This is a genomic window from Streptomyces sp. NPDC057565 (assembly GCF_042801455.1).
Classification (GTDB): Bacteria; Actinomycetota; Actinomycetes; order Streptomycetales; family Streptomycetaceae; genus Streptomyces; species Streptomyces yanii.
On the sequence record NZ_JBHVFU010000031.1, the window covers coordinates 53,716 to 68,745 of the forward strand.

A 15,030-nucleotide genomic window follows, 5' to 3' on the forward strand; every position below is an offset into this window, starting at 1 on the left:
CTCGACACGACTCCCGATATACGGCATATGCGAGCTCTCGGCCTACCGTGGCCCCATGGGCGCGGCGGTGGAGCTGGATGCAGACGGACGGGCGGTACGGCTGTCCAACCCCGACAAGGTGTACTTCCCGGAGAAGGGCTACACGAAGAGGGACGTCGCCGAGTACTTCCTCTCCGTGGGCGCCGGGATCACGCGCGCCCTGCGGGACCGGCCGACCACACTCCAGCGCTTCGTCGACGGTGTCGACGGCGACTTCTTCTACCAGAAGCGCGCCCCGAAGAACCTCCCCGACTGGATCCCCACCGCCCGCATCACCTTCCCCAGCGGCCGGCCCGCCGACGAGATCTGCCCCACCGAACTCGCCGCCGTCCTGTGGGCGGCCAACCTCGGCACGCTCACCTTCCACCCCTGGCCGGTACGGAAGGCCGACACCGACCACCCGGACGAGCTCCGCATCGACCTCGACCCGCAGCCCGGCACGGACTACGCCGACGCGGTCACCGCCGCCCATGAGCTGCGCGTCGTCCTCGACGACCACGGTCTGTGCGGCTGGCCCAAGACCTCCGGTGGCCGCGGCATCCACGTCTTCGTCCCCGTCGAACCCCGCTGGACCTTCACCGAGGTCCGTCGCGCGGCGATCGCGGCGGGGCGCGAACTCGAACGCCGGATGCCGGACCGGGTGACCACCGCGTGGTGGAAGGAGGAGCGCGGCGAACGCATCTTCGTCGACTTCAATCAGACCGCCCGCGACCGGACGATCGCCTCCGCCTACTCCGTACGACCCCACCCGCACGCCCCGGTCTCGGCGCCGTTGCGATGGGACGAGATCGACGACGCCGAGCCGCAGGACTTCGATATCCGCACCATGCCGAAGCGGTACATGGAGGTCGGCGACGTGCACGCGGACATGGACGACCACGCCTTCCGGCTCGACCGGCTGCTGGAACTGGCGGATCGGGACGAGCGGGAGCGCGGGCTCGGCGACATGCCCTACCCGCCGGAGTACCCGAAGATGCCCGGCGAACCCAAGCGGGTCCAGCCGAGCCGCGCCCGGCGCGACGAGGACGGGGAGGCATGAGCGCGCCCGACCTGGAGCCCGTCACGCCGCACGGGGAACACGCCCGCCCCCGGACCCGCGGTGACAGTTGGGCGGCGTTCAAGGAGTCCCCGTATCTGCCCGCCGTCGTGCTGCTGTTCATCATTGCGGCGGCGGCCGGTCTCTTTGCCGGGTCCTACACGTACGCGATGGCCAATCCGACCCCGCGCAACATCCCGGCCGCTGCGGTCGGCGGCCTCGACTCGGTGCGCGACAAGGCCTTCCTCGCCCGGCTGGAGGTCGCGCTCGACACCTCGCTGGTGCTGCGCGAGTACGCCACCGAAGCCGAGGCCCGCACCGCACTGGAGGAGCAGAAGGTCTTCGCCGTCCTGCGGTCCGCGAACGGCGGGGTCGCCCTCGATGTCGCGAGCGCGTCCGGAGCCTCGGTCGCCCAGCTGCTCGCAGAGTCCGCACTGAAGGTGGCGGAAGCAACCCATGTGCCGGTCAAGGTCACCGATGTGAAACCACTGCAACGCGGTGATCCCCGTGGCCTTGCTCTCTTCTACATCTCGCTCGCCGCGGTCGTCATCGGCTTCGTCGGCGCCATCCAGCTGAGCGTGCACGCCAAGGGGCTGGACCCGCTGGAGCGGATCGGTTTCACCGTCGCGTACGCGCTGCTCGGCGGTTTCGCGATCGCCGCCGTGGTGGACTGGCTGCTCGGCTCCGTCGATCTGCCGTTCGTCCAGTCGTGGATGATCCTCGCCTTCACGATGTTCACCACGGGCATGGTCTTCACCATGTTCAACACCCTGATGGGGCGCTGGGCGATGATCCCCACCTGGGGACTGATGGTGCTGCTCGGCAACCCGTCCTCCGGCGGTGCGGTGTCCTGGCCGCTGCTGCCGTCGGTGCTGGGCTTCATCGGCCGCTGGCTCCCCCCGGGCGCTTCGGTCAACGCCCAGCACGCCGCCGTCTACTACCAGGGGCACCAGCGAATCTTCCCCTACCTGGTGCTCGCCGGCTGGTCACTGGTCTCCTGCACGGTGTTCTGGGTATGGCGCCACCGGCACCCCGGAGGCCGTGACCGCATGGCTCAGCATGCCGCCACGGCCTCCTGACCTTCCCCGAGCGCATGCCGATACCGTCCGCCGCGGTGGAGCTGGTGATCGTCCCGTCGGCGTTGAGCCCGAACACCGCGCGTGTGCGTCGCGATCTGGACCTGCGGTGTGGTGTGCGCTGCATGTGGTCGCCCACCCTTCTTTGGTCACTGCAACAGCATGGAGTCACTGCAACAGCCGATGAACCCAGACCTCTTTTCGCGACTCGCCCATAGCTACTGCAGGGTGGAGCGAACCTTGTTTTTAGTGTGAATAAAGGAAGATCCCCGGGCTGCGGTATGGCCCGCCCCGGGAGCGACCTGCGCCCCGACGGTCTCCGAGAGTCTCCGTAACACCCGTCTAGCAGTGGGGAGTTCGACATGGATCGCAGGAGCTTCAACCGCCGGTTCCTGGTAGGGGGTGGGATCGCGGTGGCGAGTAGGGTGACATCGTTGTCGCTCGGATCGGTCGAAGCCAACTCGGCGGAGCCCCCGCCGAGGACCGCCCCGGCGGGGGGCGTGATCCGTCATCTCAAGCTGTACGCCGAGAATTTGGCGGACGGGCGGATGGGGTACGGCTTGGAGAAGGGCAAGGCGTCCATCCCCGGTCCGCTCATCGAGATCAACGAGGGCGACACCCTGCACATCGAGTTCGAGAACACGATGGATGTGGCAGTCGGCCTGCACGTGCACGGCGTCGACTACGACATCGCGAGCGACGGCACCCGGATGAACAACAGCATCGTCGAGCCGGGCGGCACGCGTACGTACACCTGGCGCACCCACGCGCCGGGCCGCCGAAAGGACGGCACGTGGCAGCCCGGCAGCGCGGGCTACTGGCACTATCACGACCATGTCGTCGGGACGGACCACGGCACGGGCGGCATCCGCAAGGGGCTGTACGGCCCCGTGGTCGTCCGGCGCAAGGGCGACATCCTGCCGGACAAGACCATCACGATTGTCTTCAACGACATGACGATCAACAACAGAGCGGCCCACGACAGCCCCAACTTCGAAGCCACCGTGGGTGACCGGCTCGAAGTGGTCATGATCACGCACGGCGAGTTCTACCACACGTTCCACATCCACGGTCATCGCTGGGCGGACAACCGCACCGGATTGCTCACCGGGTCCGACGACCCCAGCCGCGTGATCGATACGAAGATCGTCGGCCCGGCGGACTCCTTCGGCTTCCAGGTCATCGCGGGCGAACACGTGGGCGCGGGTGCCTGGATGTACCACTGCCATGTGCAGAGCCATTCCGACATGGGTATGGCCGGACTGCTGCTGGTCGCCAAGGCGGACGGCACGGTCCCTGGCCACGATCCCCATGCCATGCATGACCTCAAGGCCGACACACCGATGAACGACAAGGTGACGACCGACAGGACCTGAGGCCGACGGACCGAGGCCGACAGAACCCGGTCAGGGTTCCGTCGGCCCCGTCGCCAGGCGCAGCTGTTCCTCCTCGACGATGCGCCTGGCCAGGCTTCCGTCCGACACGTCCACGGCGTCCGGCGTCGTCTCGGCGACGTCGCTGCGCCGCGCGTACGCGTCGAACAATCGCTCCTTGCGGGCCAGGATGTCCAGCATTCGCTGGTCGACGCTGTCCGTCGCGAGCAGCCGGTGCACCTGGACCGTGCGTATCTGCCCCATCCGGTGGGCGCGGGCCACGGCCTGGTGCTCCATGGTCGGCTTGATCTGCGGCTCGCAGAGGATGACAACCGACGCGGCCTGCATGTTCAGCCCGACGCCCCCGGCCTGGATCTGGCTCAGCAGGACCGCGTGGCCGTCCACCGTGCTGAACTCGTCGATCAACTCCTGCCGCCGGGCGGCCGGGACGTTGCCGGAGACCGGCCCGAACACCCCGTTGTCCAGGGCCTCCCGGACCGTGGTGAGCACCTCGCGGAAGTAGGAGAACACGACGACCTTGAGCCCGTTGCCGGCGGCCTCCGTGACCAGCTCGCGCAGCCGGTTCAGCTTTGCGGAGGTCTCCGGGCGGGCGTACGCGGCCCGGCGCATCCGCATGAACTGTCCGGCGGCTACCGCCTCCCGGTAGGCGTCGAGATCGGCCTCGCTGAACTCCTCCCACTCGTCGACCTGCACCAGCGCCGGGAGTTCGGTCAGCACATCCTCCTGGTTGCGCCGCAGATAGGCGGGCGCGACGGCGCGGCGGAAGGCGTGCGAACCGGCGACTCCGTGGGTGGTCCTGATCGACGGTGCGAGTTCGGGCTGGAGATGGCGGACCAGACTGCGGAACTCCTCGACCCGGTTCTCCATCGGCGTACCGGTCAGGAACAGCACCCGTTCGGTGCGTCCCGCCCAGCCGGAGACCGCGCGCGAGCGGCGGGTGGCGGGGTTCTTGACGTAGTGCGCCTCGTCGACGACGAGCATGCCGGGCCGCTTCCCGCCGTCCCGGGCGGCCGGGAGGGTGTGCAGGGCGTCGAAGGTGGTGAGGGCGACCCCGCCGCGCTCGCGCCAATCGGCGAACGCCTCGTGCCGCTCGGGGCCGTGCACCGGAAGCACCCGCAGGGTGGACCGGGCCCGGAGCTCCCGCACCCAGTTGATCAGCACGCTCGCCGGACAGACCACCAGGAAGTGCGTCTCGCCCCGTGCCGAGAGGTGCGCGAGCGCGGCGATCGCCTGCACGGTCTTCCCGAGCCCCATCTCGTCGCCGAGGATCACCCGCTTCTGAGCGAGCGCGAAGCGCGCCCCGAACGACTGGTAGCCCCGCAGCGAGACCCGCAGATGCGCATCGTCGAGCCGCAGCCCGCGTACCCGGTCGGCGATCCCCGACGGGAGGAACCCCTCGGCGGCGTCCCGGTCGGGGTGCGTGCCCGACATCTCGGCGAGCAGGCTGTAGTACTCGGCGGACCGCAGCTCGAAGTCGACCCACGCAGCGAGGTCCGACTCCGGGGCGCGCAGCAGATCGACCGACACCTGCCCGAACAGCAGCGGAAGCCCGCGCTCCGTCGCCTCCGCGACCACGGTCCGGACAGAGGAGACGGCAGTGAGCGCCGCTGTGCGGGCCTGCCGCCGGGCGAACAGCATGCGCAACCGACCGCGGGTCGGTCCGGCCTCGGTGAGCAGCGACTCCAGCTGCCCGACGAGCCGGCGGGCAGCGTCCACGGCCCGCCGGACGTCCGGACCCGCCTCGACCAGCCGGTGCAACGCCATGACGAGGGCGGTCGTGGACTCGTCGGGCGCCTCGACGTCGATCCGGAGGGCGACCGTGTCCCGGACCGCGTGCGCGATCTGGCCCGCGGCGGCGAGCGCCTGATCGGCGGTCTGCGCACCGACGCCGGGGATCTGGCGGAGCTCGTACCGATTGGCCTCATGGACCTGACCGACCGTCGTGTAGCCGGCCTGCTCGACCGCGCCGAGGCGCAGTCGGCCCTCGGTGACGTCCTTGAGCCGGGAGACCGGGATCGCGGCCAGCTCACGGTGGATCAGGGAGTCGAGGATCGGGGCGAGGGCAGCGTGTATGGCGTCGGTCGCGCGAGTGTGGTCGGCCAGCACGGCACGCGCCGCGTTGAGCAGCCGTTCGGCCTCTGCGATCAGCTCCCGGGCTGCCTTCCCCGTCGGCGCCCCGGTGTCCCTCGCCCCGGTACCGGTCTCCCCGGCCTCTGTCATGTACGTTCCTCTGTCCGCGCAGCCCCGCTGCCGCCTTGCCCGGCAGCTGCCCGAGTGAGACATATCGTGCCATGGGCCGATGGCGGTGCGGGCCCGGTGGAGCGAGAGCCCCGGTGCGCGGTCAGGACGCGGGCGGACGGCGTTCGGCCGGGGACAGCAGCAGGACCTCCAGTGCCCTGGCGCAGGACCGCGCCTGCACCAGGAACCACTCGGTGCGCGCCTCCGTCGTGCGGTCGGTGAAGGCGGGCAGCGGAGGGAGCGAGGACGGCCCGCCCTCACCCAGCTCGCCGGTGCGGTCGAACGCCTCGGCTACAGCGGGGCGTTGCTCGCCACGGCAGGCGGACAGTCCGCGTGGTCGGCGGGGGCCGTGCCGTACGCACCCGGCCGTGAGCGAACACCTCGTCCGCTGACGGATCACCAAGTAGGACCCCGCCGACCGCGATACATACGAGGGGCGGACTGCCACGGTGCTACTTGGCGAGGTCGAACACCGACCAGTCCGTGGCTTTGCGCTCCCGCAGATAGATCCGGGAGCCACGGCAGACCACCGCGTTCCGGCCCGGCACGCGGCCGTCCGGCCGGGCCAGCAGCGTCCCGCGCTCTTCCACCTCGACAGCCGTCTCAGTGATCCGGCCGTGTTCCAGCCTCCCGTTGCCGGTCAGGAAGGCGACCCGTTCGCCGTTCACCGCGAGACCGCGTACACCGCGCACCGATGTGGGGCGCACGTGTACGGTCCCGTCGCCGAGCACCTCGATCAGCGGGTAGTGCATGTACGGGCAGGCCCAGGCAGTCCCGCCGTCGACGTTCAACGCCACGCAGTCCGACATGTCGATGAGCCCGGGGCCGGGGCGGAACGACCAGAGCGGCTCGCCGGCGCTGCTCCAGCGGCGCAGACCGGGATGGCTGAGTGGATCACCGCCGTAGACCCCCTCATCGAAATAGCCCACCCATAGACCACCCGCCTCGTCGGCGATCAGATGCTCGATGGCGTCGCCCATCCGGAATGTCCAGGACGACCGTCCCAGCGCGTCGAAGACCTGCACGTGCTGTCTGTCGACGGTGCTGCGCTTCTCCGCCAGTACGAATCCGCCGTCCGGGAGCGCGTCGAAGGCGGGGCAGTACAGCTGCACCGCGCCGAGGTGTGTCTCGTACACACGGCCGTCGTCCGCGGTGACCACTGTGGCTTCGTACGGATCGGATGTGCCTTGCCCGGCGATGCGCTCACTCAGCAGCCAGTGCGCGCGGCCGTACGCGTCGACGGTGCTGCTCATCATGTGCAGACCCCGGTAGGTGTGCGGCAGACGGGCGTACGGGGTCAGGGGTGTGGACTCCATGGTGCTCCTCGGCAGGAAAGTAAGAACGCGGAACGTGAACCGGGCGGCTGCGGGACATGCGCAGGTGCCGGCGGCGCGTGGGCCGAGAGGCGGAGCAGAGGGCGCCTACGAGGCATGAGCCTTTCTGATGGTCATGCGCCGATCATCCATGAGGGCCAGGCCGCGGCGCAATGGTTTCCCGCGTTGCGCAGTCTGCGGTTGTCCGTGCCCGGTGCAAGACTCGGATGGTCAGGAGAAACCCCTGCAGTGCACTCGCGGGACTCGCTGAAGGAGCGCACCATGCTCACCACCGGTTTTGTCACCGGATCCCCCAACTGGCTCGATCTCGGCACGCCCGACCTCGACCGGGCCACCACCTTTTACCAGGGCCTCTTCGGCTGGGACTTCGTTCCCGGCGGTCCCGAGACCGGCGGGTACGGGATGTTCATGCTGGACGGGAAGTCGGTCGCGGGCGCCATGACCGTTACCGCGGAGCAGGCGAAGTCGTCCTGGTCGGTCTACTTCCAGACCCCCGATGTCGATGCCACCGCCAAGGCGGTCGAGCAGGCCGGCGGCGCGGTGCCCTTCCAGCCGATGGATGTCCTCGACTTCGGTCGGATGGGCGGCTTCACGGACCGGGGCGGCGCGTACTTCGGGACCTGGCAGCCGAAGAAGAACACCGGCCTGGGCGTGGTGGGCGTGCCGCGCTCGCTCTGCTGGACCGAGCTGTACACCCCGGACGTGCCTGCGGCCGCCGCGTTCTACGACAGAGTCTTCGGGTGGGAGACCCATCAGGTTGCGTACCCCGGCGGCGGTGGGTCCTACACTCTGATCCGCACCGAGGGCGGCGGCGAGCATGCCGATTTCGGCGGGCTCGTACCTCTCGAAGCCGTTGCGACCCAGGGTGTCCTGGGGCCGCACTGGCTGCCGTACTTCGAGGTGGACGACTGCGACGCCACGGTCGCGGACGTGGAGCGGCTGGGCGGCAAACTGACGCTGGAGCCGATGGAGATGGAAGGCGTGGGCAAGTTCGCCAACGCCGCCGATCCGTACGGGGCGCAGTTCGCCGTGATCAAGAGCTCCGACGCGTCGGAAAGCTGACCGGAGGGCGCACGGACCACGCATTGATGCGGCGTTGATCAGTCGTTTATCGCGACCGGGCACTGTGTGTGCCATGCTGATCAACACCGTGACCGACCCCGCACTCGCCTGGCAGGAGACGGCGCTCTGCGCGCAAGCGGGACCCGAGTTCTTCTTCCCTGCCCCCGGCAGTTCCACACGTGAGGCGAAGCAGCTGTGCAACGCCTGCGAGGGCCGGGTGGCATGCCTGGAGTACGCCCTCGACAACGACGAACGGTTCGGCGTCTGGGGCGGACTTTCGGAGAAGGAGCGGGAGCGGCTGCGCAGAGTTGGGCGTGACCGGGCCTGAACTTCCCCGGTCCGTACGGCAGTTCGGCCCGCCGCAGTCCTGAGTCCGCATCTCCAGGGGGCCGAGTTGAGCGACTTCGACTACGTCGTCGTCGGGGCGGGACCGGCCGGCTGTGCCGGCCGCGCGCTTCTCCGAGAACCCCACGGTCCGGGTCGGGCTCGTCGAGTCGGGAGGGCGTGACCGAAAGCAGGAGATCCGGATTCCGGCCGCCTGCGGGTGCGCGGCGTGACGGGACCGCGGGTGGTCGACGCCTCGGTCATGCCGCGCATCACCCGCGGCCACACCCACGCGCCCACCGTCGCCGTCGCCGAGCGGGCGGCGGAAATAATTCGTGACGACGCGCGGGTGACAGATGGTTAAGATCTCCCCAATGCCCGGACGTAGCGCAGAGGCAGGCGCACCGCCTTGCCAAGGCGGGTACGCCGGTTCGAATCCGGCCGTCCTGGCAGGTCGCCCCCTCGGGGCCCCGTAGCGCAGAGGCAGTCGCGTCCGCATGGCATGCGGGAGGACGCCGGTTCGAATCCGGTCGGGACCACGAGGGGGCGGAGTCATGGAGAGCGGCATCACGGACGAGGAGCTGGCAGCCTTCGACCGCCTCGTCGGCCGGCTCCGGGCGCTGCCCGTCGACGACCCATCGCGGCTCCGCGCGGAACAGGTCGCCTCATCGTTCGCCCGCGACGGCCGGCTGGGACGTCGTAGAATCCGCGGCGAGCGGCGGACCGAGGCCGACGCCGCCGTGATCTCGGCGACGGCGACCGGCGCGGCCGACCGGCGCGAGGACGCCCCGCTGGACCCCGGCGCGGTTTCCGCCGGTCCGGCGGGAACACTGGCGCGGGCCCGCCGCTGCTACATCTGCAAGACCCCGTACCGGCAGGTCGACGCCTTCTACCACCTGCTCTGCCCGGACTGCGCGGCGGAGAACAGGTCCCGCCGCGCGCTCTCCACCGACCTTTCGGGACGCCGGGCCCTGCTCACCGGAGGCAGGGTCAAGATCGGCTTCCAGCTGGCGCTCATGATGCTCAGGGACGGCGCCGAACTCGTCGTCACCACCCGCTTCCCGCACGACACCCTGCGCCGCTTCCGGTCCGTCCATGACAGCCCGAAGTGGCTCAACCGGCTCACCGTCGCCGCCGTCGACCTCCGTGACCCGCGCCAGGTCCTCGGCCTGTGCGAGCAGTTGCGGGATACGGGCGATCCGCTCGACATCCTGATCAACAACGCCGCCCAGACCGTTCGCCGCCCGCCCGGGTCGTACGCGCTGCTGGCGGCGGGGGAGTACGGATCACTGCCCACCGGTGTGCTCCGCGCCCCCGGATACGCGGCCATGACCGCCCTCGCAGGGCCTTCCGCGTCGAGCGCACTGGGGCTGGTGCTCCCCGACGCCGAGCAGACCGGACTGCCGGACGGTGTCGACCGATCGGAGCTGCTCCCCGGCGTCGACGAGGCCGGCCTGCTGCCGGACACCGCGCCCGTGAACTCCTGGTCCGCGCGGATCGGCGAACTGGACCCCGCCGAAGTCCTGGAGACGCAGCTCGTCAACTCCCTGGCCCCCGCGTTCCTCTGCGACCGGCTGCTCCCGCTCCTGCTGGCTTCCCCGCGGCCGCGCCGCTACATCATCAATGTGACGGCGGTGGAGGGCCGGTTCGCGGTACGGAACAAGACGGGTGGCCACCCGCACACCAACATGGCGAAGGCGGCCCTCAATATGCTGACTCGCACCAGCGGCGCCGAACTCGCCGCTCAGGGCGTCCATATGTGCGCCGTCGACACCGGCTGGATCACCGATGAGAACCCGGTGCCGAAGAAGGAGCGGATCGCCGCCGGAGGCTTTCGCACCCCGCTCGACATCGTGGACGGCGCCGCCCGCGTCTACGATCCGATCGTGCGTGGCGAGGCGGGGTCGCCCGTCTCAGGCGTCTTCCTCAAGGACTACCGGGAAGCGGAATGGTGAAGGGTGACCGCACGCGCACCGCGGCCCCGCCGGAGGGCGACGACCGGGATCAACTGATACACCACCGGACAGGCCGGCCCTCGCAATCGCGGAGGCCGGCATCGCCGTTCCTCGGCGCCCCGGCCGACCGGCAGTAATCAATTGAGGCGGGACACCTGGTAGTGACTGATGTACCAGTTGTCCTCCACGCGCTTGACCAGTACGCCCAGATTGACGCCGAGCGTGGGACGGTCGGTGAACGAGAAGTCGACGCTCAGGTAACCGAGCACGAGGTCGTCGGCGAGCCGCCTGGTTTCGAGAATCCGATACGCGGCCGTCAGCCCGAGGGGCTGGGAATCGTAGTAGTCGGCGACGCCCTGCCGGCCGACGCTGTAGGGGCGCAGGCCCTGGAAGATCGCGTCCTCGGTGAAGTGGGAGGCGACCCGCTGCGGTTCGTGCCCGTCGACGGCTGCTTTCCACTGGTCGAGGACACCGCGCAGGATCGCTTCGCTGTCTGTCGTGCTGTTCATCAGGGTTCTCCCGTCGGGTGGAATCGAGTTCAGGGCTGCTGGGTCAGGCCGGTCATGACGCCGGCCGCAGGTTTGGCCGTCGAACGCCATTAGCCGACCGGTCGGCTATTTAAATGTAGACGACCGGTCGAGAACGAGTCAACGGGCGTCAGGGCCGATTCCAGCACCTGCTTCTTCGCAGCCGGCGGGCGCAGACTCCCGGCTCAGGCGGACGGGCCCGGCGGGCCGGTACCCCGGGCCCGCGACGGCGGGGGAGCGGGGCTGCCTACTGCCTGTGTGCGTCGCCGTCGGGCAGCCAGGCGACCGGGGCGTGGATTCCCAGGTCGCCGACGTCGTCGCAGAGCACGTCGACGACGGCGCGTACCGCGGAGCGGACCTCGCCGGCGCGCTGGACCAGGGACCAGGCCCAGTACACCTCCGGTGTGACGACCGGGCGTCGGACCAGGTCGGGTGGCAGAGGGGCGGCCTGACCCTTGGGCGAGTTGATGACCGGGCGGCGACTGTGGCGGACGTGGTCGAAGAAAGCGGGGCCGGTGATACCGCCGTCGGAGATATGTACTGTGCGGGCCCCGGTGTCGTGGGCCAATTGTTCGGCGTAGACGTTCCAGGACCACCAGGACGTGGTGTCGTCGTCCAGGAGGACGACGGTGTCCTGGGCGCGTACGTCGCCGGTGTCATCGCCGGTGGCAACGGCGTAGAGGCGGTCGGCGCCGATGAGCCGGGCCTGGAGGCCGAGCCGCTCCAGGTCCTGGGTCCGTACCCAGCACACCGCGAGGTCCAGGCTGCCGTCGGCGACCCGGGCGGCCTGTGTGTGGGAGGGGGCGATCCACGCGTCGACGTGGAGTTGAGCCACCGCGGAGGTGCGGGCGACCAGGTCTGCCGGAAGCCAGTTGACGTAACCGAGCCGGACCGGCTCCGATCCGGACAGCCGGCCGGCTCGGCGCCGGAGGTCGTCGGCCCGTTCCAGCAGGGCGCGGGTGTGCGGGAGCAGGGCCGCACCCGCCGGGGTGAGGGACACCGAGCGGCGGTCACGGTCGAACAGGCGCACGCCGAGGTCGCGTTCGAGTGCCTTGATCTGCTGTGACAGGGAAGGCCCGGCGATCAGGAGCCGCTCGGCGGCCCGCCCGAAGTTCAGTTCCTCGGCGACCGCGACGAAGTACCGCAGTTGGCGCAGCTCCACGTTCGCCATGCTACGTCCGGTGGGAGGCGGCGCCTGCCGGCAGGGAGTTCGAACGCCGTCCGCGTGCCGAACATGCTGACCGTGTACGCCGAAGCTGCGCGCGGTACGCCTTCACGTGGTCCTTGAGCTGGGAGGGGCTCGCTCCGCTGGTCAACGTACGGTCGTCGTTCGGTCGTCGTCGCGACCTGTCATGGACTCAGATGCTGTGATGAAGGCTTGTACGAGGGGACGGTTGTCTCCACGGCGGGTGGCCATGAAAATTCGGCTCACTGCAGGAGGCCCGTCGAGTTCGAGCCTTTGGGCGCCTGCGGGGAGCAGCGACGTGACGCTGTAGGGGGCGATGGTGACGCCGAGGCCCGCGGCCACGAACATGATGATGGTGTGCCAGTTCGAACACTCCTGCGTGACCTGGGCGTCGATGCCGGCGTCACGCAACGACTGCGTGTTCACGTCGAACGCATGAGCCCCTGCTGAACGCGGGAACAGGATCAGCGGGTCAGCGGCCAGCGCCGCTGGTTTCACATGGTCACCCCCCGCGGCGGGGTGCTCTGCGGGGACGACGGCGACGAACCGTTCCGTTGCCAGTAGGGAAAGGTCGATGCCGTCCCGTTCCTCAGCATCCCGCACGATCCCGACGTCGGCTGTCCCCCGCTCCAGGGCCGCCAGGACGTCGACGGTGAAGCCGTCGTGAAGTTTGACCTGGACGTCCGGGCGGCGTCGGGAGAATTCGCGGAGCCGTTCGCTGACGATCGAGGTGGCAGACGTGATGAAGGCGACATCCAGGCGACCGGCCTCGCCGCGGCCGACCCGGCCGGCCTCCTCGAGGTCGGCGGCCAGGCGGCCCAGAAGGTCCCTCGCTCGTGGCTGGAACGTCGCTCCCGCGTCTGTGAGGCGGACGCTTCGCGAGGTCCGCCGGAACAGCTCGACGTCGAGGATCTTCTCAAGCTGTCTGATCTGCTGGGACAGGGCCGGCTGGGCTATGTGCAGTCGCTGGGCGGCACGTCCGAAGTGGAGTTCCTCGGCCACGGCCAGGAAGTACCGCAGATGACGGAACTCGATTCGCTGATCCATAGGTCGAGCTTATCGATAGAGGCCAGGCTGTGTATTGGACATATGGGTGAGTGGGTCCGGAGACTACCGGGGAACTACACCGGAAAGGGAACCAGTCCGATGCCGTACATCTCTGCCCCGACCGTGGTCTCCTCGATCGCCTCACAGAGTGACGCCGACGCGTTCCGCACGCTGAACGAGGAGTGGATCTCGCGCCTGTTCACCCTGGAGGAACAGGACCGGGCCGTTCTCGGGGATCCGTTCGGCCGCATCGTGGGCCCGGGCGGCGACGTGCTCCTGGCGCACGAGCCGGACAGCGGCACGGTCGTCGGGTGCGTCGCACTACTGGCCTATCCGGACGCCGTGTTCGAGCTGGCGAAGATGGCCGTGACCCCCGACGCGCAGGGCCGTGGCATCGGCCGCCAACTCATCGCCGCAGCGATCGACCGCGCCCGCGCACTCGGTGGGGCCCGGCTGTTCCTCGGTACGAACAGCAAGCTCGCCCCCGCCATCCACCTCTACGAGAACGCCGGGTTCGCCAGGATCACCCGCGACCGTCTCCCGGTGGCCGACTACTTCGCCCGCGCCGACATCCTCATGGAACTGAAGTGACGCCCCGGCCCGGCGCCCGGAATCTGCATCGCGTCGACCCCGCCTTCATCGGCACGTCCGCTTCCCCGCCGCCTTCAGCGCGCGGCGCCCACGCCGAGCTGTGACAGCTCCGGTCGGGCGGCTTCCTCGACGACGCCCCCGCGCGGGCCGACCCGCACTGTACGGGAGCCCGGCGAGGGGGTCCGAGCGGCAGCAGCCCGGCCAACCGGCTCCTGCGCCAGTACCTGCCCAAGAGCACCGATCTGTGCACCTCACCGCCCACGACCTGACCACGGTCGCCGACCGCATCAACACCGGACCACGCGGAGTCCTGTACTGGACCACCTCACATGAGCGCGTCGACCGCCTGCTCCACGTCGGCGGCGTCTCATGGAGGATCCTTCTGCCGGCCTCTGCTGTCTGATCACCCCTCAGGTGCGCAGAGCGGCGTCGAGATCGCGAATGAACTCTCCCACGCGCCCGCCTCCGGGAGGTGCGGCGGGAAAGCGGCCGAGCACCGCGGTGACCGATGGTGGCGCGTGATGACGCGCCCATTCAAGGGTCCCCGCAGCGACACTCCGGTCTTCTCCGGACGCCAACTCTTCGGCACGCGCCGCATGCGCCGCCGCACCGAGAATGTGCTTCACCTGATGAGCGTCTGCCAGGGGATGAAGGAATGCGGCGCCGGCCGCATGGCTTGCCGCTCGTGCCGCGTCGACCGCAGCGGGTGAATCGGCTTCTCGTGCCGCTCTGAACGCCGCCCAACCGCTCTGTCGCAGAGCGGCCGTGCGCCGGCCGCCCCCGGCGAAAGCGCGTGCTGCGTCGATGGCGTCACGAGGGCGCGTGTCAGCAGGAAGACTCTGTTCGAAGATCGACAGCGCCCTGCTCGCACAATCAGCCGCGTAGCCCGCGACTTCACGAAGTTCGTGTTCGCTCAGCTCAATCCTGTCTGAATCAGTCGGCACGGCTCAATCTTGCCGCAGGTCGCCGGAGTTCGTGAGGCACTCGCTGCGTGCCGGGTCGGTGACACCCTTGTGGTGACCACAGTCGACCGGCTCGCCCGATCCATCCGGGACGCCCGCGACATCGTCCGTGCCGTCGAGATGTGGACACCGACGTGGGCGCAGTGATCAACACTGCCGCGCGGCCCTGCGCCGATCCTGCTCCTGCTGTCCGGTCCGACACGGTGCCCGAGGAACTCCTCGTCGAACCGGGCCGGGGCACGGCCGTGTTCCGCGAGCA

The 15,030-nt window shown here is 69.6% G+C and carries 16 protein-coding genes, 2 tRNA genes and 1 pseudogene; 12 read left to right on the forward strand and 7 right to left on the reverse strand.

What is annotated here, in order from left to right; translation table 11 throughout:
* Window positions 1–55: 55 nt before the first annotated feature.
* The 3 genes from ligD to ACFU8W_RS34465 all read left to right on the forward strand — a co-directional run bounded on the left by ligD (window position 56) and on the right by ACFU8W_RS34465 (window position 3,527).
* Window positions 56–1,078, forward strand: coding sequence for a non-homologous end-joining DNA ligase (ligD, locus tag ACFU8W_RS34455; RefSeq protein ID WP_384045774.1), 1,023 nt, complete (start codon window positions 56–58; stop codon window positions 1,076–1,078).
* Entirely contained in the window at window positions 1,075–2,154 is a 1,080-nt protein-coding gene (locus ACFU8W_RS34460) for an ABC transporter permease (RefSeq protein WP_384045777.1), read from the forward strand. Before ligD ends, ACFU8W_RS34460 begins: the two co-directional genes overlap by 4 nt.
* Before the next feature lie 359 nt (window positions 2,155–2,513).
* Window positions 2,514–3,527: a multicopper oxidase domain-containing protein gene (locus ACFU8W_RS34465; protein ID WP_384045780.1), complete on the forward strand. Its 1,014-nt coding sequence runs from the start codon at window positions 2,514–2,516 to the stop codon at window positions 3,525–3,527.
* A gap of 30 nt (window positions 3,528–3,557) precedes the next feature.
* Here ACFU8W_RS34465 and ACFU8W_RS34470 read toward each other — a convergent pair whose 3' ends face one another.
* The 3 genes from ACFU8W_RS34470 to ACFU8W_RS34480 form a co-directional block, all read right to left on the reverse strand.
* Window positions 3,558–5,765, reverse strand: a complete 2,208-nt coding sequence (locus tag ACFU8W_RS34470; RefSeq protein WP_384045783.1) for a DEAD/DEAH box helicase — start codon at window positions 5,763–5,765, stop codon at window positions 3,558–3,560.
* Between the two features lie 121 nt (window positions 5,766–5,886).
* Complete coding sequence (locus ACFU8W_RS34475) at window positions 5,887–6,186, reverse strand: hypothetical protein (RefSeq protein WP_384045787.1); 300 nt, start codon at window positions 6,184–6,186, stop codon at window positions 5,887–5,889.
* Window positions 6,187–6,235: 49 nt separating this feature from the next.
* Window positions 6,236–7,099: a hypothetical protein gene (locus ACFU8W_RS34480; protein ID WP_384045790.1), complete on the reverse strand. Its 864-nt coding sequence runs from the start codon at window positions 7,097–7,099 to the stop codon at window positions 6,236–6,238.
* Window positions 7,100–7,378: 279 nt separating this feature from the next.
* Here ACFU8W_RS34480 and ACFU8W_RS34485 point away from each other — a divergent pair, with 279 nt between their 5' ends.
* The 6 genes and pseudogenes from ACFU8W_RS34485 (at window position 7,379) to ACFU8W_RS34510 (ending at window position 10,458) form a co-directional block, all read left to right on the forward strand.
* Entirely contained in the window at window positions 7,379–8,179 is an 801-nt protein-coding gene (locus ACFU8W_RS34485; RefSeq protein WP_384045794.1) for a VOC family protein, read from the forward strand.
* Window positions 8,180–8,252: 73 nt separating this feature from the next.
* Complete coding sequence (locus tag ACFU8W_RS34490) at window positions 8,253–8,507, forward strand: WhiB family transcriptional regulator (RefSeq protein ID WP_384045797.1); 255 nt, start codon at window positions 8,253–8,255, stop codon at window positions 8,505–8,507.
* A gap of 204 nt (window positions 8,508–8,711) precedes the next feature.
* Window positions 8,712–8,867, forward strand: a pseudogene (locus ACFU8W_RS34495) (GMC oxidoreductase); the annotation flags it as partial.
* A 14-nt stretch (window positions 8,868–8,881) separates the two neighbouring features.
* A tRNA-Gly gene (locus ACFU8W_RS34500) sits at window positions 8,882–8,953 on the forward strand.
* Window positions 8,954–8,969: 16 nt separating this feature from the next.
* A tRNA-Ala gene (locus tag ACFU8W_RS34505) sits at window positions 8,970–9,042 on the forward strand.
* 15 nt (window positions 9,043–9,057) lie between these two features.
* Window positions 9,058–10,458: an SDR family NAD(P)-dependent oxidoreductase gene (locus ACFU8W_RS34510; protein ID WP_384045801.1), complete on the forward strand. Its 1,401-nt coding sequence runs from the start codon at window positions 9,058–9,060 to the stop codon at window positions 10,456–10,458.
* 137 nt (window positions 10,459–10,595) lie between these two features.
* Here the strand turns inward: ACFU8W_RS34510 and ACFU8W_RS34515 are convergent, their stop codons facing one another.
* From ACFU8W_RS34515 to ACFU8W_RS34525, 3 genes are all read right to left on the reverse strand, one after another.
* Window positions 10,596–10,967, reverse strand: coding sequence for a YybH family protein (locus tag ACFU8W_RS34515; protein WP_384045804.1), 372 nt, complete (start codon window positions 10,965–10,967; stop codon window positions 10,596–10,598).
* Window positions 10,968–11,232: 265 nt separating this feature from the next.
* The gene (locus ACFU8W_RS34520; RefSeq protein ID WP_384045807.1) at window positions 11,233–12,156 is read right to left on the reverse strand and encodes a LysR family transcriptional regulator; all 924 of its coding nucleotides are present in this window, start codon (window positions 12,154–12,156) and stop codon (window positions 11,233–11,235) included.
* 141 nt (window positions 12,157–12,297) lie between these two features.
* Entirely contained in the window at window positions 12,298–13,218 is a 921-nt protein-coding gene (locus tag ACFU8W_RS34525; protein ID WP_384045810.1) for a LysR family transcriptional regulator, read from the reverse strand.
* Window positions 13,219–13,317: 99 nt separating this feature from the next.
* On the opposite strand from ACFU8W_RS34525, the gene ACFU8W_RS34530 reads away from it, so the two are divergent.
* Together ACFU8W_RS34530 and ACFU8W_RS34535 are read left to right on the forward strand one after the other, a co-directional pair.
* Window positions 13,318–13,809 carry a GNAT family N-acetyltransferase gene (locus ACFU8W_RS34530; RefSeq protein ID WP_384045813.1) on the forward strand — a complete coding sequence of 164 codons (492 nt, stop codon included), beginning with the start codon at window positions 13,318–13,320 and terminating at the stop codon, window positions 13,807–13,809.
* Between the two features lie 244 nt (window positions 13,810–14,053).
* Window positions 14,054–14,212 (forward strand): hypothetical protein, encoded by a 159-nt coding sequence (locus tag ACFU8W_RS34535; RefSeq protein ID WP_384045815.1) that lies wholly within the window; start codon window positions 14,054–14,056, stop codon window positions 14,210–14,212.
* 7 nt (window positions 14,213–14,219) lie between these two features.
* Here the strand turns inward: ACFU8W_RS34535 and ACFU8W_RS34540 are convergent, their stop codons facing one another.
* Window positions 14,220–14,753, reverse strand: coding sequence for a putative immunity protein (locus ACFU8W_RS34540; protein ID WP_384045818.1), 534 nt, complete (start codon window positions 14,751–14,753; stop codon window positions 14,220–14,222).
* 9 nt (window positions 14,754–14,762) lie between these two features.
* On the opposite strand from ACFU8W_RS34540, the gene ACFU8W_RS34545 reads away from it, so the two are divergent.
* Complete coding sequence (locus ACFU8W_RS34545; RefSeq protein WP_384045821.1) at window positions 14,763–14,918, forward strand: recombinase family protein; 156 nt, start codon at window positions 14,763–14,765, stop codon at window positions 14,916–14,918.
* Window positions 14,919–15,030 lie beyond the last annotated feature (112 nt).